Raw genomic sequence first — 21111 nt, 5'->3', positions numbered from 1 at the left:
AAACAGGGTAACAGTGACGGCGGGAAACTAGCCTGCCGGGAGTGAAGGGCTGCGAAGGATTCGCAAGGCCCGCAACGGTAAGGCCCGCTAGTTTTACGCCTGCGAACGCAGTGAGCTCACTGTTACCCTGTTTTGTCGGAGACACTCCCCCCACATGTGCGCATCACCCACTGAACCCTTTACCAAAACTTAATTGAAAAAAATTGCGAAAATAGTCAACGCTTGTGAATTATGCTGAGCGCCCAAATGATACCGGTTTACGCAAACCTGTCTAGTCCATTTTGAAAGTTTTCGGACACATCTGTAGAGATTGTACTTGATGTAAGCGCTTCACTACGGTATGCTATTCACGTGCTCAAGAGCAGCAAGCGATTTACATAGTACGTCGGTATGAAACGTCTTTTTTTGCAATTATTTTCAAATTTGATTGTAAGCGCTTTACCAACGGATAGTGAATGGCTATGATACAGATTAAGTGAAATGGTCAATAACTTTAGTTATACTGAACGTGTCACTTATATGAGCATCAGAAAGGAGGTGTGCACGAGATGCTAGCAATTGTACTTGCCAGTCACGGTGCGTTCGCCAGTGGAATCAAGCAGTCAGCAACAATGATTTTCGGTGAACAAGAAAAAGTGGCGACGGTTGAGTTCATGCCTGGTGATGATCCTGAGGGTTTAAAGGAACAATATGACAAAGTCTTGGCCGGTTTCGCACCGAAAGATGAAGTGTTGTTTTTAGTCGATCTTTGGGGTGGTTCGCCATTTAATGTTGCTAGTCGAATCGTGGCTGAACACACCGAACGGATGGCACTAATCACCGGGTTAAACTTGGCGATGGTGATTGAGGCCTACACCGTCCGCAACCAAACGTTAGCCGAGGTTATTCCTCATTTAGAGGATACGGCGAAAGCTGGCGTTAAACACTTAGTTTTGCAGCAGCCTGAAAGGGAGGAATAATCGAAATGCCAATGACAATTCGTTTAGCACGCATCGATTCTCGTTTACTGCATGGTCAGGTAGCGACAGTTTGGACTCAAGCTGTTAAGCCAAACCGCATTATCGTGGTTTCCGATGGTGTTGCGCAGGATCCCTTGCGTAAGAACCTCGTAACTCAGGCCGCACCTCCAGGTGTAATGGTCAATGTTATTGCAGTGAATCAGTTGGCTGCCGTTATGAATGACGAACAGTTTGCTGATGTTGAAGCGTTTCTACTATTTGAAACGCCGAAAGATGTCCTTCGGGTTATCGACGCTGGGGTGACACTACCATCTGTCAATGTTGGTAGTTTGAGCTTCACAGATGGTAAAAAAATGATCACGGATGCCGTGGCAGTTGATCAAGCGGATGCAGAGACATTCACGAAACTACACGACTCCGGGGTCGCACTAGAAGTTCGGAAGGTTCCAAGTGACCGGCAACAAGATCTGATGACCCTGTTAGCAGACAACGGCTTCTAGATCGGTGGTAACACCGAACACTAATTAACGGCTTCAAATTTTATTTTAGGAGGGACACTCATGGTAGGTATTATCTTAGCCAGTCATGGTGGCTTTGCAGAAGGCATTTTCCAATCTGGCGAAATGATTTTCGGTAAACAAGAAAATGTGCAAACAGTCACCTTGCTGCCTAGCGAAGGCCCAGATGATGTTCGTGCCAAATTTGAGAAAGCGGTTGCAACCTTTGACGATCCAGATCAAGTCTTGCTACTGATCGACTTATGGGGCGGAACACCATTCAATCAGGCGAACAACCTCTTTGAGGAACACAAGGATACATGGGCAATTGTTACTGGTATGAATTTACCAATGGTAATTGAAGCTTATGGTTCACGGATGGGGATGGACTCAGCACAAGAAATTGCGAGTCACATCATCGAAACTGCTAAGGACGGCGTTAAGGCAAAGCCTGAATCATTACAACCAGCTGAAACAAAGGCTGCTGTAGATGACGGTCAACCTAAGGGTGCAATCGCACCAGGCACTGTTTTGGGCGATGGACACATCAAGTTTGGACTTGCACGGGTTGACTCACGTTTATTACATGGTCAAGTTGCGACTGCCTGGACACGGTCAATTAATCCTGACCGGATCATCGTTGTTTCTGACAACGTCTCAAAGGACAAGTTAAGAAAGAACATGATTGTTGAAGCGACACCACCTGGTGTAAAAGGTAATGTTATCCCAGTTGATAAGATGATCGAAATTGCTAAGGATCCTCGTTTTGGGGCTACTAAAGCATTGGTTCTCTTTGAAACACCAGAAGATGCATTACGTACGATTCAAGGTGGCGTAGACATCACGACCCTGAACATTGGCTCCATGGCACACTCAGCCGGCAAAGTTGCCGTAAGCAAGGTGTTGTCACTTGGAAAAGAAGATGTTGAAACCTTCGACAAATTGAAGGCAGCTGGCATTAAGTTTGACGTTCGTAAGGTTCCAGATGACTCATCTGCTAACATGGATGAAATCATCGAAAAAGCCCGTAAAGAATTACAGGCTAATAACGCATAAGCACGATAATTAAGATGGGAGGATTTCTCAGATGTCTGCTATTTCAATGATTTTAGTAATCATCGTGGCATTTTTTGCCGGCATGGAAGGGATTTTGGATGAATTTCAACTTCACCAACCCTTGGTTTCATGTACATTAATCGGATTAGCAACTGGTCAGTTAACAGCCGGTTTAATCCTCGGTGGTTCATTACAAATGATCGCCCTAGGTTGGGCTAACATTGGTGCCGCCGTCGCACCCGATGCCGCATTGGCATCCGTTGCATCAGCAATTATTTTGGTTCAAGGTGGTCAAGGTACAAAGGGAATTGGTTCAGCCATCGCGATTGCGATTCCACTGGCCGTTGCCGGTTTATTCTTAACCATGATCGTTCGTACCATCACAGTTGCCATCATTCATATTATGGATGCGGCTGCTGAAAAAGGTAACTACCGCACGATTAACATGTGGCAAGTTGTATGTATCTGTTTACAAGGTTTACGGATTGCGATTCCTGCAGCCTTACTATTAGTTATCCCTGCAGCACAGGTTCGGGCAATGCTTGAATCAATGCCAGCATGGTTATCCGATGGGATGGCTATTGGTGGGGGTATGGTCGTTGCCGTTGGTTATGCCATGGTTATCAACATGATGGCTTCCAGCGAAGTTTGGCCATTCTTTGCCATTGGTTTCGCTGTCGCAGCTCTTTCTGAACTAACTTTAATCGCTATTGGGACCATCGGTTTGTCACTTGCTTTGATGTACTTGAAGCTTGACGAAGGTGGTAACGGTAACGGAGGTGACAGTGGTAATAACAACACTGGCGATCCGTTAGGCGACATTTTAGATGACTATTAAAATTAGGGAGGGAAAAGAAAATGGCTGATAGCAAAAAAGTAACATTAAGTAGAAATGATCGGCTGAAGGTCGCTTGGCGGTCCACGTTTATCCAAGGTTCTTGGAACTATGAACGGATGCAAAACGCTGGCTGGCTATACTCTCTGATGCCTGCATTGAACAAATTATATACAAAAAAAGAAGACCGGATTGCGGCTTACAAGCGGCACTTGGAATTCTTTAACACTCACCCATACTTAGCTTCACCAATTATTGGTGTTACGCTTGCCTTGGAAGAAGACCGTGCCAATGGTGCTCCTGTTGACGACGTTGCCATCCAAGGGGTTAAAGTTGGGATGATGGGACCACTTGCCGGTGTTGGTGACCCAGTCTTCTGGTTCACTGTACGTCCAATCATTGGTGCCTTAGGTGCATCAATGGCCATTGGTGGTAACATTCTTGGGCCAATCTTGTTCTTCGTTCTTTACAACCTGATTCGTTGGGGCTTTATGTGGTACACCCAAGAATTTGGTTACCGTGCCGGTTCTCGTATCAGTGAAGATTTATCTGGTGGTTTGTTACAAAAGATCACTCGCGGTGCTTCAATGATGGGGATGTTCGTCATCGGTGCCTTGATTGAACGGTGGGTTAAGATTGACTTCAAGCCTGTTGTTTCTAAGATTCAACAACAAAAGGGATCTTACATCGACTGGAACAGTCTTCCAAAGGGCTCAAAGGGTATTCAAGAAGCTTTGACTCAGTACAACATGGGTAAGGGTTTGTCACTTTCAAACGTGAAGGTTACAACCTTGCAAAATAACTTGGACCAATTGATTCCTGGTTTGATGGCCTTACTATTGACGTTCTTATGCATGTGGTTATTGAAGAAGAAAGTTTCTCCAATCATCATCATCCTAGGTATCTTCGTAGTTGGTGTTGGCCTTCACGTAGTTGGTTGGCTATAATAGAATGATTAACCGATGGCGGTGCGTTCTTCGTGGGCGCAGCCGCCATTGTCTTACATAAATGTTGGCAATGAGAGGAAAGAAAAATGGTTGAATCATTAAACAGCAAAGTTGAATTAGTCGCTAATGCCACTTCATATATGAGTATGAGCAACTACGGCAAAATCATGGTCGGGGATGCGGCGTTTGAATTTTATAACGATCGGGACACGACTAAATATGTACAGATTCCGTGGGATGAAGTGACTTATGTCGTTGCTGCTGTCGTGTTTAATGGCCGCTGGATTCCTCGTTTTACATTGCAAACGAAGCACAATGGTTCATATCGATTCTCATCACGAAAGCCCAAGGCCGTCTTACGTGCCATTCGTAACCATGTGGACCCAGATCATGTGGTTCGCGCATTACCGTTGCACAAAATGATTGTCAGAGACGTCAAGAACATCGTGAACCGTCGTGCAACTAAAAAGCAAGGTTAGGCGTGATAGATTGAGCCACACTTTAATTTAAATGGGGATAATGTTGTTAACTGGAAATGGTCCGAGACAAGCGTGATTTTTGTCTCGGACCATTTTATTTAAAAAAACAATGGCAGTATGAGATTAGATTTACTAGACCACAAAGCGTGGTGTTTAAATCGGGTGGTATACTAAATGTAATTTTGAAATGAAAGCCCGATGATAATGGCAGTGTTTTTAGAAAGTGCGCAAGGCGTGCTCATGATTATTTTAATGGTGGCCGTTGGTTATTACTTGGCCGCTCGAAAATGGTTTGATGATCATTCGACTCGCTTGTTGGCAAAGCTCGTTACGCAAGTCGCGTTGCCGCCATACATGATTGTATCCATCACACATGATTTTTCGAAACAAGAGCTGTTACGATTGCTACCGGATTTGCGGTTTCCGGTACTGTCAATGTTATTGCTCATGATCATTGCCTGGGGACTGGTGTATTTATTACACATTGACCCGAGTCGCCGTGGCTTATTTGCATCGATGTTCTTTAATTCCAACACGGTGTTTGTGGGTTTGCCGATTAACTTGGCAATCTTTGGAACGAAGAGCTTGCCATACGTGCTGGTGTATTACATGGCCAACACGACCATCTTTTGGACGATTGGTGTGTACTTTATTCAACACGATGGGCGCAGTAATGAACGTATGAGTTTGAGGTTAATCTTACAAAAGGTTTTCTCTGCACCTTTGATTGGATTCATGATTGGCGTTGTTTTGGTAATGTTAAACTGGCACATACCCGTATTTTTGAATCAGACATTTACATACTTAGGTGGCTTGACCATTCCATTGTCGATGCTGTTTATCGGAATTTCCGTATTCAATGCCGGAATTCTAAATATGCGGTTGAATCGGTACAGTATTGGCATTTTGCTTGGTCGCTTTGTTATTGCACCGTTATTAATGACGGTATTAGTGGCTAAGAGTGATATGCCGAATCTCATGAAGCAGGTATTTATCTTGCAATCATGCATGCCTGTGATGACAAATGCACCGGTTGTTGCAAAACTCTATAACGCCGATGCGAACTTTGCATCCATTATGGTGACTGAAACAACTTTGTTATCATTGGTCGTTGTTCCGGTAATGATGGTGCTAATAAAACAGGTTGTTTAGTGGCCGTGCCAAAAAAGATTTTAAAAATGCTTAAGAAATTGAAGTTAAAATCAATTTCAGAAAGCCTCTCTAAAGGCGTTTGCTGGTGTAAGAAGGGATGCACGTAACGTTAATGTAATAGTTGTAACAAAGTGTTATCTGGCTGGTATGGACCTGTCACACCGCTATCTTATGATGGTAGACAGTAAAAGTTACATAAAACGACAAGAATTGACTTAGGAGAGAACAACGTGAAAAAGACTATTAAAAATGTATTATTAACAACTGCTGGCGCTGCCAGTGTTCTAGCCGGTGCTTCCGTTGCTGCTAACGCCTCAACGGTAAAATCCATCAAGGGTGACACCATTTGGGCTTTCGCACAAAAGAACCACACGACTGTTGACGCAATCGTTCAGGCTAACCACATTTCCAACGCTAATCTGATTTACGTTGGTCAATCTTTAGTTATTCCTGATGCAAATGATGCAGCTACTAGTGACAATGCTAGCCAAGCAAGTGAAGCTCCAGCATCTGCTACGTCAGAAGCTTCAGAAGCTGCTTCAGCAGCAACTGTTAACGCTGATGGTGACTACACAGTCGTAGCTGGTGACACTTTATCAAGTGTTAGCGCTAAGACCGGTGTTTCAATTGCTGACTTAGCATCAAACAACAGCATTTCAGACATCAACTTCTTATTAGTTGGTCAAGTATTGCACACGCAAGCAACTGCTAGCCAAGCACCTGCATCACAAGCTAGTGAAGCAAGCCAGGCGCCAGCATCAGCTGCTAGCCAAGCACCTGCTTCAGAAGCAGCTACTTCAGTTGCTAGTCAAGCCCCTGCATCACAAGCAGCCCCTGCTGCTCCTTCACAAGCAGCTCCAGCAGCCCCTGCACAACAAGCACCTGCTGCTCCTGCCGCTGTTGTTGGTGGTGCTGGCGCAGGTATCGCCGGCTTTAACAGTGGTGTCGACGGTTACCCAGCTGGCCAATGTACTGCATTCGTTGCCGGTATCTTACGCTCAGCTGGTGTACCAGCTTCTAAGTACGCTTACTTAGGTAACGGTAACGCCTGGGGTGCCAACGCAGCAGCCCGTGGCATCGCAGTTAACCAAGCACCAAGTGCCGGTTCAGTTGCTTACTTCGGTTACATGCACGTTGCTTACGTAACTGGTGTGAACGGCGATGGCTCAGTTAACATCATCGAAGGTAACTTCAATGGTTTGGCTTACCACGCACGCACAATCTCAGCTGGTGAAGCTGCAGGTTACATTCACTTCTAAATCGATTATTTAATTCAAAAGACTGAAGCATAAGTGATTATGTTTCAGTCTTTTTTTATTTAAAAATTTTAATTCGAGCTGCGGAGTTGTATGCGTGTAGCGGCTTCATTTTAAATTATGAGCGTGGTACGATAGCTCTAAAGATAAGAGAGAAGAGAAAATGCAATGGTTGAACTCGTAATTATTCGACATGGTGAAAGTACAGCTAATCGAGATGATCTATACACTGGTTGGACCGATGTACCGTTGACACCACTTGGAGTTAGTCAGGCACACCAGGCAGGACAGCGCCTCTCGGAAGCTGGGCTAAGCTTTACCGATGTGCATACTTCAGTGCTGCAACGTGCAATCATGACGACACACATTGTATTAGCTGAAACAAAGCAGTTATGGTTGCCTGAGCATAAGAGCTGGCGCCTAAATGAACGCCATTATGGTGCATTACGTGGTCGTAACAAAGCACAGACGAAGGCCGAATATGGTGAGGCGCAAGTAGCCTTATGGCGAAGGAGCTACGCCGAGGTGCCACCGCTATTGCCTAAGCCGGAACATGTCGATGATCGTCGGTATGCACACTTACCAATAACTGCGTTAACGCGTGGTGAAAGCCTTGAAATGGCGTATGCTAGATTGATGCCATATTGGATCGACCAAGTGGCGCCACGACTATTGGATGGTAAAAACCAGCTGATTGTAGCGCATGGCAGTACCTTGCGGGCTTTGATCAAGTACTTAGACCAAGTCAGTGACGCAGACATTAGTAAGGTGGAAGTGCCCAACGCACAGCCGATTCAGTATACGTTTGACAAGCAATTACGGGTGGTCAATAAACAAGTTTTGCGGATTGATTAAAAAAAGAGCGGGACGGACATAAGTCGGGAAGTCGCGAGCAAGACCTAGAACGACCGTACGGGTTGCTTTTTAACCCGGTAGGTTGTTCGTAGTCTCACAGCATGACACTCCTCGTTAAGTTCATAAATCAAAAATAGTGCCCGAAATACACTGAGCCCTGTCAACTGGATAGGGTTTAACGTATCTCGGGCACTTTATTTAGCTTTTGTCATTGGGAAACTGATGGTGAAAATGGTTCCAGTAGGAGTATTATCCGTAATCGCAACGCGTCCTTTATGACTATCAATAATCCATTTTGCAATTGAGAGGCCTAACCCGTTCCCACCTGTTTGTCGACTGCGGGACTTATCAACGCGGTAGAAGCGCTCAAAGACGTGTGGTTTATCAGCATCAGATAGGCCGATGCCAGTATCGGCGACACGTAATATCCAACGATTGCCGACCTGTTTGGCGGTGAAGCTAATGTCATTACCAGTCGTCGTGTATTTAAGCGCATTGTCGAGGAAAATAACAATCAATTGATGGATCCGCTGGCGGTCAATTGATAAGGTTTGTGTTAGGTCAATGGTGGAATCAAAGTGCTTATCCTGGCTGGCAGCGATTTCTGAGTAAGGCTGAATAACATTTTCAAGGAATGGCTTCATCGCAACCGCTTCGGTGTTGATTTGGGTCATATCAGAATCGCTTCGTGCGAGTAACAGCAGGTCACTAGTGAGCCCATTTAGCCGCCGTACTTCGCCTAAGGACATTGTGATCTGTTCAGTTTGGTCAACGATTTTGTCATTTGGATGTGTCAGCATGAGTTCAAGTTTGTTTTGGATGATTGTGAGCGGTGTTCGTAATTCATGGGCTGCATTAGCCACAAATTCACGTTGTCGCCGCCAGGAACGCATGATTGGTCGCATGTTAAGGCGCGCTAACACATAGCTTAATACGATCGACACAAGCCAAAAGAATAGCATCGTCCACGTTAGGACACGCTTAAATATTTGAACAGAGACACGTTCTGAATCCGTATTCGTCACAATCATGACGTAGTAGCCGGCATACGCCAGGTTGGGATTACTTTCAGGTACGTAGAAGGTGAGTGTCCGAAAGCTATTCTGATTGTTAACACGGACATCACGCAACATGTTGAGACTTGTTTTGCGAAGCTTGATCTGTTGAAGCGTTTTGATATATTTACTTTGGTCGGCGTTTGTACCGCTGGTTTGGTTATTGACGGGGCGATTGACGTTCCCATTCAGTAACTGCCCGTGGTCGTTATAAACTAAAATTGACGTTCGAAAGGCGATTGAACAGTAAGCATCCTGGCTCGCAGGACCGCCGGTAGGTTGTTTGCCTAAGATAACTTGGCGTTGCACGCGAATTCCCTGGTTGACACTTTGATAGATGGCCGGTTGAAAAACGCGCCATAAAATAAGTGCCATCGTTAAGAAAATGGCTGCAAAACTAACTAATTCGCCGACAAAAAGCCACCATTGCTGTTTAGCGAAGGCATGTTGCGGTTGTTTGGAATGATTTTTAGTATCCATAAGTCGTCCTAGCTTTCAGCGTTAATCAAATAACCAGCGTTGCGAAGCGTTTTGATATATTGATCAGCGCCAGTCGGCTTCAACTTTTTGCGAAGATTTGAGACATACACTTCGACCACCGTAATTGAGGTCTCGGAATCAAACCCCCACAGGCGGTCGAAAATCTGATCTTTTGTGATGATAGTACCTTGGTTTTGCATGAAATAAACGAGCAGGTCGAATTCCTTACCGTTTAGCTGGATTGTTTCATCACGTACTGTCACGGCGTGGTTTTGTAAGTTAATGGTAATGTCGTCCATGGTTAGGATATTTTCATTTGCTAAATGACCACTTCGTTTAAGTAATGCACGAACGCGTAATAGCAGTTCTTCGCGATGAAAAGGCTTTGTAAGATAATCATCAGCGCCTAAGTTAAAACCACGAATCTTGTCATCCAGACCATCCTTAGCCGTCAGAAATAACACCGGTACATCGAGATGCTGCGCACGAATGGCCTTCAAGACATCGAGACCACTTTCCATTGGTAACATCCAATCGAGGATGATGAGGTCGTAAATACCTTGGGTTGCTTTAAATTCACCATCTTCGCCATCGAAGGCCTGGTCGCATGTTAAAGTTTTGGCTAGTAGCTCTTTAATGTTGTCAGACACTGCCTGTTCGTCTTCTACGATAAGTCCACGTGCTAGTTGATCCATGATGTACTCCTTCGTATCGTGTTATTACTATTTATTGTAGTCGAAAATGCCATCAGAAGCGACTGCCGCTATCATAGCTGGTTGTGGACGTAACCAACCGTCGGCTACGAGTTGATGTCTTTTTTTAGAAATAGGCACCCAAATTCGCTCACGTAAAATATCCGTGATGATTTGCCAAAATAAGGGATCATGTTTTTGAGCACGTGACAACCGAACGTTGATTTGTCGACCGGTCTCTGTTTCTGCGATGAGAATGGGGCAGTTGGCACGAATGATTTTGGTAGCAATCAGATTTTCGGTGTCTTTTAGCATAGTGAGTCACTCCTTAGGTGTTGCTTGATGTTACTAGCTTACGAGGATGACCATAAAGGAAGCTTAAAGTCAGATCAAGAAATGGTTGCAATCATTAATAACGGGTACTTAATTAAGGAGCTAGTTTTTTTACGCAAAAAAGACCAACCTGAAAGCATTTATGTTTTCAGGTTGGTCTTTCGTTTATAAATGTAAATGGTCAAAACGCGGTCCATAAGTCAAGCAGTTGTGCAGACTGATGGATTACGCTCATACCTTTTATGCCAAGGCGCCCATTGGATCCCAAGGTTGGAGCATTTCTGGGTCTTGCGCTTGTGCAGCTAACAAGTCTTCTGACATGAAGCGCTTGTTCACGACAACTTGGTAACAGTATTGATCCATCCAGGCGTCACTCATGATGAAGTAGCCTTTATTACCGACCTTGTCACCCCATGAATTTTCAACCTTCCACTTAGTTGGTTTGCCGTCCACAAGGTCAACCCCAGTCAATACCATAGCATGGGTCATCAAGCTTTCACCGTAGTCTAAGCGTTCTGCTTTGCTCATGGAGAAGTCAACGTCGAACAATTCGTCCTTCGCGTAAACCTTGGTGTCCATGATGCCGGCTTTACGGTCAGAGCTTTGACCAACATCACAGCCAAACCAAACGCTCTGTCCGGCTTGCAACTGTTCGATGGCGAGCTTCTTAAAGTCAGCCATGGAAACGCTCAGATGCTTTACGTCGCGGCCATTGACCACGTTGCCAAGCATTTCAACGGTGTAGGTCTTGTTGTAGGCTTTGTCATCAGTGGGGGCATTGATAATTGAGACGTATTGAGATAAGTCCCAGTTAACGTACTTGTCAAAGAAAGACTTAGGCGTTAAATCACGGTCGATGTGGTAGTCCTTGTTTTCATCGCGATATTCAAAGTCGAACTTTTGGACAGGTTCGCCAAATGTGTAAGCCAACATCCGGTAGATTTCTTGGAGCTTACGATCTTTAATTTCATCAATTTCAGCGCGGCTAGCTTTGTTAGCAACTAATTCGCGTAATTCAACGGCATCTTTGCGTAACTTCAAGTTCAACAAACCGTTGATGTCAGATGAAGCAGATGAACTGAACGTTTCTGGCATCACTGACTGTGGCACAACGCCGTACTTTTCGATGATGGCGCAAATCATGTCCCATTGACCACCATCTTGTTGAGGGGTCGTCATTAGGAAGGCGACTTTACGGTCATCTAATGGCTTGTCAGCAGTTGCTAAGACATTTTCATAGAAGTAGTTGGCTTTTTCAAATTTGTCCCAGAAATAAGTGTAATTTTGGGAAAGCTCAAAGTCGCCTGGCAAGTTGAAGGTATCCTTCATGTCATGACGCATGGTGTTCAATGCGGCAAACATCCAACAGCGACCACTTTGCTTTTGGTTCGCAACGTGACCAGTGTCTAAGTCAATGGAGAACACGGGGGTCATGTCGACGTTAGCGGCATCATCTTGCGCAGTGGCAAGAATCCCGTTTTTCTTCACGGCACGTTCCAAAACGGCAGCGTCCTTGCGGCTTGCAAGTTCTTCTTGGTAACGGTTAATTTGATCAGGTGTAATTTCAGTACTCAACAGACTCACTCCTTTTTATGTGCATGCAAACAGTATATCGCATTAAAGACAGATTAAAAAGTAGCGAGATAAGCGTGGCAGAAAGTTTCGACTAACTAAGTGGTGCTGATCTTTGCAAATACATAGCTGATATCAAGTGAAGGTACACAGAAATGTCTTATAATTGCGCTCAAAATGAAAAAGCACCTAGAACATCATCATAGATGTTCTAGGTGCCTGATCTTATTCAATTAACGCTCAACGATTAAGTCGTAAGCAACGTCTGTTTCATTTGGTTTGCCACCGATGACAGGGACTAATCCGACATACGTAAAACCATTCGTTTCAATCACGTGTTGCATGCCGAAGTTTTCAGGATGCGTATCGATGCGAACACTTTCGATGTCTGGGTCAGCGGTAATTTGATCCAACATTAAGTTGAAGAAATCATGTGTCAAGTGATGACCACGTGATGCTTTTGCCATCGCAACCCGATGAATGGAAACATAGTTGTTGGTGGTACCAGCAACACGCCAGTTACCATCAACGATTCCTTCATACGGTGTGTCGAAGCCCTTTACCAATGAAGCAATAGCTAAAATGGTCCCTTCGTCGTCCTTCAAGGCGACCGTTTCGCCGCGGGCAATATCGGCGGCGATGACAGCATCTTCAGGATAGCCGTTTTGCCATTGATCGATCCCTTGTTCTGCCAAAAAGGCCCGGGCATCCATAATGATGTCCTTGATAGCAGGTAAGTCGTTCATTTCTGCGAAATGTAATGTTACGTTCAAAGTGGATGATGTCATGAGACTCGCTCCTTTTATTAGTACGCCCGCATCATTTACTAATAACGTCCACACCGTTAGTTAGCGAAACGATTTGTTACGTACTGCAATGTACCGTCAGTGACGGCCAGGTTGATTCACGAGGAATCATGACAGTGACCAAATTATGGGTGGGCAACTTAGGTTCAGTTACACTTTTCATTGGCTGGTCACTGCCTGATGAAAAGGTCATTATCTTGACCACGAAAAAGCATTCTACACGGTTTATTTAAAAATGGCTACCGTTTTTCACATTAATTTTCGCTGATAATGTTTGTACCGGAAACAGTTTTTAAAGGCTGTTATATCAAGCTTTGTGATTAGCTCACAAAAATGCTTAGCAAACGTTAATGTCTGCTAAGCATTATGGTAACGATTATATTGTTCTTAATCTGGAATTTCTGCGAATAAGTGATCAATCCATTCTAAAGCTAGTTCAAACCAATGGGCCACATGTGGGTTGTCATGTGAGGATTTGCCGGCGGTCACTGCTGTGGATAATGCTAATCCGTGCGGCCCGTGATCGAACATGTGTAGTTCGACTGGTCGTTGCATTTGCCACATGGCATTGACGTAACTTAACGTATTGCCAGCAGGCACGAGTTGATCATCAGCAGTGACCCAGGCAAATGTCGGTTGATTATGCTGTGATACGTGTTTCTCTGCGGCAAAAGTGTCCGGCGTGTCCGTCCACTGTGCTAAAGTGGTGGCAGAGGTTGGAAAACCAAGTTTGGGACTGATAACTGGGTACCCTAGTAAGATACCAGCTGGTTTGCGGGTTTGTGCAGAGGTATCGGTTGCCTTAGTCAGCCACGTTGCTGCCCAATAATCGTTATACAAAGCCGCGATGTGCCCGCCAACAGACATCCCAAACACAAGCACCTTGTTTGAGTCGACTGGCCACGTCGGCGTATTCTTTAATTGTGCGATGGTTTGCCCGAGTTCAATAATTGGCGTGGGTAATAGGGGCGTGACTTCGCCGACAAATGAGTAACGTAAGTAAACGGCATTGAACCCTTGAGCAGCAAACGCTAAAACGATTGCTTCGGCCTGTGCTTCAGGAATATGCGTATAAGAGCCGCCGGGTACGATGACAATGGTTGGAAAAGTTGTCTGCAAGTTAGCACCAGGTGTGCTTTGCATAACGCCTGCGAAATAACTGTGTGCATTTAACTGCTGCTTAATGGTTTGCATAAATTCACCTCATCATTATGATAGCGCACAACATTTGATCTGCAAACGAACATGACATGTGGAGGTGGCAACGATGGCCACGACAATACAAACAAAACGACTGACGTTAAGAACGGTGACTGAAGCAGACCTAGCTGCTTTTACACTGATGGCAAACAATCCCCAGGTTGCCTTGCCAGCGGGATTTCATCCGGTAAAAAGTGCGTTTGAAGCAGATTTTTTAATGCGACAAATGCTGCACCAACGCTGGTTATGGGGAATTGTACAAACGGAAACAGATCTGTTGATTGGGACAATTGGTTTATACGGACGGACTGGTAAGGCAGGCTTAGCGGTGCACGGTGAGCGTGATATTGGCTATATGTTAAATGAGGACTTTTGGGGACAAGGGTATATGAGCGAAGCCGTTCAAGCTGTGTTAGCGTTTGGCTTTTCAAAGGGACTCCGTGTGATTCATGGCTCTTACTTCAAAGACAATGAGCGGTCTGCACGCATCTTCATCAAAAATGGGTTTCAATTTGACCACCAAATCATGCATGCACAAAGTGATTTTTTTGCACCGGGGAAAACAGAATTATTCTATCAGTTAACGCAGGCTGATTTCATGATTGCCACAACGCCGATAGATTAATCTGTCGGACTGGTTAATAGTTGTGTGGCGTTTATCATCTACGTGGCCTGTGCTATGATTATGGTAATAACAACACGAGTTCCGTGGTTAAGGAGAGGCTATGCAATTAACACGGGGGTTCGAACAAGCAGCGTGTATTTTGGCACTGCTCGCTACCCAAAATAACCAAGTGCCCATCAGTGCGGAAGTGATTCACACACGCATTGGTGGTTCGCAAACGTACTTACGAAAGTTGATCCGCAAATTAGTTGTGGCTGGCTTGGTTCGCTCCGTTTCCGGGAATCAAGGCGGTTTTACACTCGGTCGTGACGCACAAGAAATCAGTGTTTGGGACGCAGTGGTCGCCATGGAAGGTGACATTGTTTCATTTCCTAATAACGGCCTGATCGATCGTGTGTTTGATGATGTTGAGCCACTAGCTAATCGTGGCTCACAGGTATTGCTGGATGTTTTTGCAGAAGCGGACAAACAATATCAACGCGCACTGCAAAGCGTATCAGTTCACGGTATTTTGGTGCGTATCTTTGAATCAGAAGTTATTCCAACCGTTGACTGGAATGAAAGCACAACGAACTATCCGAACTTTACGGCAAAGCTCAAGGCGTTGTTGCATGAAAAACGCAACGAATTGCATTTATAAAGTATAAAATCTAAATTGAATCCGGTTACATGAAAAAGAGTGCTTGCAATTTGCGGGCACTCTTTTTATACTCAACTCATATCGAATGAAGAGGTTGCGACAATCATGAGTCGCTTAGCACAGAACAATCAGGTTTGCTGAGGCTAAGTTAAAGGGTGCGTCGCCGAAATTTCTGCTTACTGATTTAAGTGGAGGTTGGGCCGTTGGTTAATAGCTGACGGACTGTCGCGGCAAATAGAAACGCCGCGGAGCGCTATCAACGATTGACCAGGATGAATTTAGGCGGTCGGTTTGTTTAGCGTGTCATTGTACATGTTAAGCAGACCGACCTTTTTGTTTATTCAGATTACATCAAGTGCTTCTCTTTAAAAAATGGGAGGAACTCGATATGGCAGAAAATGAAAATCGGACAGTGCGGCGTGAATTGAAGACGCGTCACCTATCCATGATTGCACTAGGCGGTAGTATTGGAACAGGGTTATTTGTGGCATCTGGTTCGGCAATTTCATCAGCCGGCCCTGGTGGTGCGCTGGTCGCATACGCGGCGATTGGGATCATGGTCTACTTTTTAATGACCAGCTTGGGGGAGATGGCAACTTACATGCCACTTACCGGATCATTTGCAGCTTATTCAACGAAGTTCGTGGATCCAGCTTTAGGATTTGCAATGGGCTGGAATTATTGGTTTAACTGGGCCATTACGTTGGCGGTTGACGTTTCAACGGCGGCATTGGTGATGCAATTTTGGTTACCACACGTACCAGCATGGATTTTTAGTATGATTGCACTTGCTATTATTTTTACGATCAATGCCTTATCAGTACGTTCGTTTGGTGAAACCGAGTACTGGATGTCGATCATTAAGGTCGTCACTGTGTTGGTGTTCTTAGTAATTGGAACATTAACAATCTTTGGTATCATGGGTGGTCACGCCACTGGTTTTTCAAACTTAACTTATAAGAAGGCCCCATTTGTTGGCGGCGTGCCAGCTTTACTTTCTGTCTTTGTCGTCGCTGGTTTCTCGTTTCAAGGGACTGAGCTGATCGGGATTGAAGCAGGTGAAAGTGAGACGCCTGAAACAAGTATTCCAAAGGCCATTCGCCAAGTGTTCTGGCGGATTTTGTTATTCTACATTTTGGCGATCTTTGTGATTGCATGTATCATCCCCTACACGAGCCATGATTTACTAGGTTCGAGTGCTTCTGATATTGCAATTAGTCCATTCACATTAGTTTTCCGGCGTGCTGGTTTAGCAGCCGCAGCGAGTGTGATGAATGCCGTGATTCTAACATCTGTTATTTCATCTGCTAACTCGGGGATGTACGCATCTACGCGGATGCTATACTCCTTGGCTAATGAAGGCTACGCTGCCTCATTCTTTGGTAAGACGAACAAGCGCGGCATTCCGATGGCCTCACTGTTAGGCACCACGATTGTCGGGTTGCTGACATTCATGACTAGTATCTTTGGACCAAAGATCTACATGTATTTGGTGGCTGCTTCTGGTCTAACTGGATTTATTGCATGGCTTGGTATTGCCATCAGCCACTACCGGTTCCGGCGTGCATTCATCAAGCAAGGACACAAAGTTTCTGAATTGCGCTATCATGCAGCTTGGTTCCCTGTAGGCCCCATCTTGGCGTTAGTATTGGGAATCGTTGTCATTGTTGGACAAGATTTGAAGTCCTTTGCACAGCTTGATTTACAAGCTATCTTGGTAACGTACATGAGTGTGCCATTGTTCCTGATCTTATGGTCATACTACAAGATTCGTCATCATACGCACATGATTCCGTTGGACAAGGTGGACCTAACACCACGGACGGTTGGTGAAAGTTACGATCCTGCAGATGCAGTTAAGCAGGAACCTGAAAATACAAAATAAGCGCTCTGAAAAGTCGACTGTGAGGTCGACTTTTTTAGTTGAAAAATGTCATGGAAGAAACATATTTTGCACAACGAATGAAAGCTGTTGAACAGCGACAACGTGTGATGTGGTAAGCATGTTTAGGCTTTCTCAGGTGAACAAAAAACATGACAGAAAGATTACTTTTTACTTTTTAAACTACAAGATATGGCGGTATTAATTAGACGTGCTACAATATGTAGAAGAAAGAAAGACGTCCCATTTTGGTAGGTTAGACCACAGATTGTGGCGTTTTATTTAAGTGAAGTCGATGAACACAGGGGAGAGTAAGTAGATGATTGTTTTAGCAGGTACCATTGGTGCAGGAAAGACAAGTTTGACCGATTTATTAGCAACTCACTTGCACACTGAAGCATTTTACGAATCAGTGGAGGACAATCCTATTTTGCCATTGTTCTACAAGGATCCTAAGAAGTACGCTTTTTTACTGCAGATTTATTTCTTAAATAAGCGGATGGATGCCATCAAAGCTTCTTTTGCTGATGATTCAAGTGTGATGGATCGCTCAATCTACGAAGACTCATTGTTGTTTCATTTGAATGCGGATCTAGGTCGGTCTACTGAAACGGAAGTTGACATTTACGATTCACTTTTGGACAACATGATGCAAGAATTACCGGATGCCTTGCATGCTAAGAACCCTGACCTATTGATCCACATCGACATTTCGTTTGAGACCATGTTGGAACGCATTGAAAAGCGTGGTCGTGAATACGAGCAAATCGCTACAGACCCATCGTTATATGAATACTACAAGCAGCTAAATGCCCGTTATGAAGCTTGGTACGACAACTATGACTTTGGCCCTAAGATGAAAATTGACGGGGATAAGTATGACTTTGTCGAAAGCAAAGATGCCGCCGATATGGTGCTACAGCAGATTGATGCCAAGCTAGCACAGTTGCAGGTTGCAACTGCTTAATTAGGGAAACAAAGTTGTTAATTGTGTGTAAATGCGGTAATCTATACCTAAATTAAACGAACGAATTAAACACAGTTGTTCATAGTTCATTAACAAGCGAGTCGGAGCTGGTGTAAGCCGACAATGAACTCTCCAAACAACGTCAGTGGGCAGGTAATACTGCACGGCGAAGGTCGTTATCATGTTTTGAGTGCATCAGCAATGGTGAACTTGGGTGGTACCGCGAATTTAACGTCATTCGTCCCAATTATTACTGGGGATGAATGGCGTTTTTGTATATAAAAATAGCGGAGGCAAGACAATGTTAGATATCAAACGAATTCGTAACAATCCCGATGAAGCTAAGGAAAAGTTAGCAACGCGGGCGGTTAAACCAGAAGAAATCGATGCAGTTTTAGAGCTCGACGAAAAACGGCGCGAACTATTACAACAAACAGAGCAATTAAAAGGTCAGCGTAATAAGGTTTCAGACGCCATTAGTGTGGCCAAACGAAATAAGGAAGACGCAACGGCACAAATTACTGAAATGCGTGAGGTTGGCGCACAGATAAAGGCACTGGATGTTGAATTAGCAGAAGTGCTCGACACTTATACTGACAAAATGTCTCGTCTACCAAACTTTCCTCATGATACAGATCCCGTCGGACCGGACGAAAACTATTCTCGTGAAGACCGCAAAGTTGGGGACATTCGGCATTTTGATTTTGAACCAAAGGCACATTGGGAAATTGGTGAAGCCTTAGGAATTCTTGATTTTAAACGTGCTGCAAAGGTTTCTGGTGCACGTTTTGTTTACTACATGGGGATGGGTGCAAAATTAGAACGGGCCGTTTATAACTTCATGTTGGATCAACATGAACTTGAAGGCTATGAAGAAGTTATTCCCCCATACATGGTCAACAGTGATTCCATGTATGGAACAGGTCAATTCCCTAAGTTTAAGGAAGACGTCTTTCAAATTAAGGATCAGGATCTGACCTTAATTCCAACCGCTGAAGTGCCATTAACGAACTACTATCGTGATGAAGTACTGCCTGCTGCACAGTTACCAGTTTACCTGACGGCGTTGACACCAAGTTTCCGTTCTGAAGCTGGTTCGGCTGGACGTGACACGCGTGGTCTGATTCGGATGCACCAATTCAACAAGGTGGAAATGGTGAAGTATGTTAAGCCAGAGACATCTTATGATGAACTAGAAAAGATGACACATAACGCTGAAAACATTTTGCAACAGTTAAAACTGCCATATCATGTAATCACCTTAGCAACGGGTGATATGAGCTTTACAGCTGCAGAAACACACGATATTGAAGTCTGGATTCCACATCAGGAAACCTATCGTGAAATCTCGAGCTGTTCTAACTGTGAGGATTTCCAAGCTCGTCGCGCCCAGATTCGTTACCGGGATGAAGACGGTAAGGTTAACTTGGTCCACACATTGAATGGTTCTGGATTGGCAGTCGGCCGTACTGTAGCTGCCATTTTGGAAAACTACCAAAATGAGGATGGTTCAGTAACAATCCCCGATGTATTAGTTCCTTACATGCGCGGCGTAAAGAAGATCGAAAAGAAGTAGAGAGTGAGTCAGCCCGGTTAAGACCTGAGCACTAACAAGCCGGGCGGTAAGGGCTTTAGCCCTGGACGGTTGGCAGGTTAGGCACAGGGTCTTGGGCTGAAGAACTCGTTTTAGAGATAGAGAGTGAGTCGACCTGGTCTGATTTCGAGTAAGAACAAGGACGGTGGTAGGCGCAAAGCTCCGGACAGCGGCCAGGTTCTGCACAGAAATCAAGGTCGAGGAACTCGTTTTTCCATTATATAAAAACAAAGAACCATCGCCTTCATATACTTGAGGGCGATGGTTCTTTTACATAAAACATCTAGATTCATAATGACTATCGGTTAGCTAAAGAATAAAACGCTCTTTTTGATTTGTGAACTTAAATAGTGAAGGCGGGGGGATAAAAGTCAAGCTGTTGTACAGACTAAGAACTTCCCGACCTTTGTCCTACGCTCTCATTTCATGGTCATTCCAAAAAAACTTCAAGAAAAGCGATGAACTTGTTGACATGATTTAACGCCAAATGATATTATCTAATAGTTGTCTGATGAGGGAACAAGAATCAGATGCTGCGGATGTGGCGGAACTGGCAGACGCGCTAGATTTAGGTTCTAGTGTCTTTTGACATGGGGGTTCGAGTCCCTTCATCCGCATAGTGTTGCCGACTTAGCTCAGTTGGTCAGAGCACCGCTCTAGTAAAGCGGGGGTCGGAGGTTCGAATCCTCTAGTCGGCATTGTTCCAAGTTTTGCGGAAGTAGTTCAGTGGTAGAACATCACCTTGCCATGGTGGGGGTCGCGGGTTCGAATCCCGTCTTCCGCTTTTCGTAACAATTGTTATGAAACACGCACCCATAGCGCAACTGGATAGAGTGTCTGACTACGAATCAGAAGGTTGTAGGTTCGACTCCTACTGGGTGCATCATTGTTACCGCCACCGATCATGGTGGCGGTAATTTTTTTCGGGACATAGCTCAGCTTGGTAGAGCACTGCGTTCGGGACGCAGGGGTCGCAAGTTCAAATCTTGTTGTCCCGATTAATAAATAGGAAGGTGCTTGGGACATAAGTCATTTTGTCCTGAGCACTTTTTTGCTGTATGAACTTAAAATAGGGAAAACGTGGGACAAGGGCAAGTCGCTGTGCAGAGGACGAAACACCTACCGGATTGAGAACCCATCTGTACGGGCGTTTCAGATCTTGCTCACAGTTGCCCAACTTTTTTCTAAATGATCTTCAAGTGTCTCATCGGTGGCGTTTTCACAGGCGC

21 protein-coding genes, 5 tRNA genes and 1 riboswitch are annotated in these 21111 nt (G+C 44.7%); of the genes, 20 read left to right on the top strand and 6 right to left on the bottom strand.

Translation table 11 applies throughout. The features are described from left to right. The first annotated feature begins 548 nt into the window (after positions 1–548). From IV55_RS06430 to IV55_RS06390, 9 genes are all read left to right on the top strand, one after another. Positions 549–959, top strand: a complete 411-nt coding sequence (locus tag IV55_RS06430; RefSeq protein WP_057810503.1) for a PTS sugar transporter subunit IIA — start codon at positions 549–551, stop codon at positions 957–959. Between the two features lie 5 nt (positions 960–964). Further along, positions 965–1459: a PTS sugar transporter subunit IIB gene (locus IV55_RS06425; protein WP_057810501.1), complete on the top strand. Its 495-nt coding sequence runs from the start codon at positions 965–967 to the stop codon at positions 1457–1459. A 60-nt stretch (positions 1460–1519) separates the two neighbouring features. Next, positions 1520–2512: a PTS sugar transporter subunit IIB gene (locus tag IV55_RS06420; protein WP_057810499.1), complete on the top strand. Its 993-nt coding sequence runs from the start codon at positions 1520–1522 to the stop codon at positions 2510–2512. A 31-nt stretch (positions 2513–2543) separates the two neighbouring features. Beyond that, positions 2544–3350, top strand: a complete 807-nt coding sequence (locus IV55_RS06415; RefSeq protein WP_057810497.1) for a PTS mannose/fructose/sorbose transporter subunit IIC — start codon at positions 2544–2546, stop codon at positions 3348–3350. A 20-nt stretch (positions 3351–3370) separates the two neighbouring features. Continuing rightward, the gene (locus IV55_RS06410) at positions 3371–4294 is read left to right on the top strand and encodes a PTS system mannose/fructose/sorbose family transporter subunit IID (protein WP_057810495.1); all 924 of its coding nucleotides are present in this window, start codon (positions 3371–3373) and stop codon (positions 4292–4294) included. 86 nt (positions 4295–4380) lie between these two features. Next, complete coding sequence (locus tag IV55_RS06405) at positions 4381–4773, top strand: DUF956 family protein (protein WP_057810493.1); 393 nt, start codon at positions 4381–4383, stop codon at positions 4771–4773. 204 nt (positions 4774–4977) lie between these two features. Then, entirely contained in the window at positions 4978–5925 is a 948-nt protein-coding gene (locus tag IV55_RS06400) for an AEC family transporter (RefSeq protein ID WP_057810491.1), read from the top strand. A gap of 230 nt (positions 5926–6155) precedes the next feature. After that, on the top strand, positions 6156–7184 hold the full coding sequence (locus tag IV55_RS06395; RefSeq protein ID WP_057810489.1) for a COG3942 and LysM peptidoglycan-binding domain-containing protein: 1029 nt from the start codon (positions 6156–6158) through the stop codon (positions 7182–7184). Positions 7185–7349: 165 nt separating this feature from the next. Continuing rightward, the gene (locus IV55_RS06390) at positions 7350–8036 is read left to right on the top strand and encodes a 2,3-bisphosphoglycerate-dependent phosphoglycerate mutase (RefSeq protein ID WP_057810486.1); all 687 of its coding nucleotides are present in this window, start codon (positions 7350–7352) and stop codon (positions 8034–8036) included. 194 nt (positions 8037–8230) lie between these two features. Here the strand turns inward: IV55_RS06390 and IV55_RS06385 are convergent, their stop codons facing one another. From IV55_RS06385 to IV55_RS06365, 5 genes are all read right to left on the bottom strand, one after another. Beyond that, on the bottom strand, positions 8231–9571 hold the full coding sequence (locus tag IV55_RS06385) for a sensor histidine kinase (protein WP_057810484.1): 1341 nt from the start codon (positions 9569–9571) through the stop codon (positions 8231–8233). A gap of 8 nt (positions 9572–9579) precedes the next feature. Further along, positions 9580–10266, bottom strand: coding sequence for a response regulator transcription factor (locus tag IV55_RS06380; protein WP_057810482.1), 687 nt, complete (start codon positions 10264–10266; stop codon positions 9580–9582). Positions 10267–10293: 27 nt separating this feature from the next. Beyond that, entirely contained in the window at positions 10294–10578 is a 285-nt protein-coding gene (locus IV55_RS06375; protein ID WP_057810480.1) for a hypothetical protein, read from the bottom strand. Between the two features lie 258 nt (positions 10579–10836). Then, the gene (locus tag IV55_RS06370; RefSeq protein ID WP_057810478.1) at positions 10837–12171 is read right to left on the bottom strand and encodes a C1 family peptidase; all 1335 of its coding nucleotides are present in this window, start codon (positions 12169–12171) and stop codon (positions 10837–10839) included. 230 nt (positions 12172–12401) lie between these two features. After that, on the bottom strand, positions 12402–12956 hold the full coding sequence (locus tag IV55_RS06365; RefSeq protein WP_057810476.1) for a GNAT family N-acetyltransferase: 555 nt from the start codon (positions 12954–12956) through the stop codon (positions 12402–12404). Between the two features lie 128 nt (positions 12957–13084). Between IV55_RS06365 and IV55_RS10635 the strand changes: the two genes are divergently transcribed. Then, a complete protein-coding gene (locus IV55_RS10635; RefSeq protein ID WP_263862168.1) occupies positions 13085–13207 on the top strand; it encodes a hypothetical protein in 123 nt (40 codons plus the stop codon). A 154-nt stretch (positions 13208–13361) separates the two neighbouring features. Here IV55_RS10635 and IV55_RS06360 read toward each other — a convergent pair whose 3' ends face one another. Next, a complete protein-coding gene (locus IV55_RS06360; RefSeq protein WP_057810474.1) occupies positions 13362–14168 on the bottom strand; it encodes a lp_1002 family arylesterase in 807 nt (268 codons plus the stop codon). Positions 14169–14241: 73 nt separating this feature from the next. Between IV55_RS06360 and IV55_RS06355 the strand changes: the two genes are divergently transcribed. The 10 genes from IV55_RS06355 (at position 14242) to IV55_RS06310 (ending at position 20880) form a co-directional block, all read left to right on the top strand. Next, a complete protein-coding gene (locus IV55_RS06355; RefSeq protein WP_057810472.1) occupies positions 14242–14799 on the top strand; it encodes a GNAT family N-acetyltransferase in 558 nt (185 codons plus the stop codon). Positions 14800–14899: 100 nt separating this feature from the next. Then, positions 14900–15439 carry an Rrf2 family transcriptional regulator gene (locus IV55_RS06350; RefSeq protein WP_057810470.1) on the top strand — a complete coding sequence of 180 codons (540 nt, stop codon included), beginning with the start codon at positions 14900–14902 and terminating at the stop codon, positions 15437–15439. A gap of 80 nt (positions 15440–15519) precedes the next feature. Next, positions 15520–15704, top strand: a riboswitch (Lysine riboswitch). A 123-nt stretch (positions 15705–15827) separates the two neighbouring features. After that, positions 15828–17324, top strand: a complete 1497-nt coding sequence (locus tag IV55_RS06345) for an amino acid permease (RefSeq protein WP_057810468.1) — start codon at positions 15828–15830, stop codon at positions 17322–17324. 316 nt (positions 17325–17640) lie between these two features. After that, positions 17641–18288 carry a deoxynucleoside kinase gene (locus tag IV55_RS06340; RefSeq protein WP_057810466.1) on the top strand — a complete coding sequence of 216 codons (648 nt, stop codon included), beginning with the start codon at positions 17641–17643 and terminating at the stop codon, positions 18286–18288. A 301-nt stretch (positions 18289–18589) separates the two neighbouring features. Next, positions 18590–19864, top strand: coding sequence for a serine--tRNA ligase (gene serS, locus IV55_RS06335; protein WP_057810464.1), 1275 nt, complete (start codon positions 18590–18592; stop codon positions 19862–19864). Between the two features lie 553 nt (positions 19865–20417). Next, positions 20418–20499, top strand: a tRNA-Leu gene (locus IV55_RS06330). Positions 20500–20506: 7 nt separating this feature from the next. Beyond that, positions 20507–20580: transfer RNA gene (locus IV55_RS06325), tRNA-Thr, on the top strand. A gap of 14 nt (positions 20581–20594) precedes the next feature. Beyond that, positions 20595–20666 (top strand) — tRNA-Gly (locus IV55_RS06320). 25 nt (positions 20667–20691) lie between these two features. Next, positions 20692–20765: transfer RNA gene (locus IV55_RS06315), tRNA-Arg, on the top strand. A gap of 41 nt (positions 20766–20806) precedes the next feature. Then, positions 20807–20880, top strand: a tRNA-Pro gene (locus tag IV55_RS06310). Positions 20881–21111: the final 231 nt, after the last annotated feature.

The organism is Furfurilactobacillus siliginis, assembly GCF_001437435.1.
Lineage (GTDB): Bacteria > Bacillota > Bacilli > Lactobacillales > Lactobacillaceae > Furfurilactobacillus > Furfurilactobacillus siliginis.
Note: the sequence above shows the minus strand (reverse complement) of the source record. Positions and strands in the feature narration are given on the sequence as shown.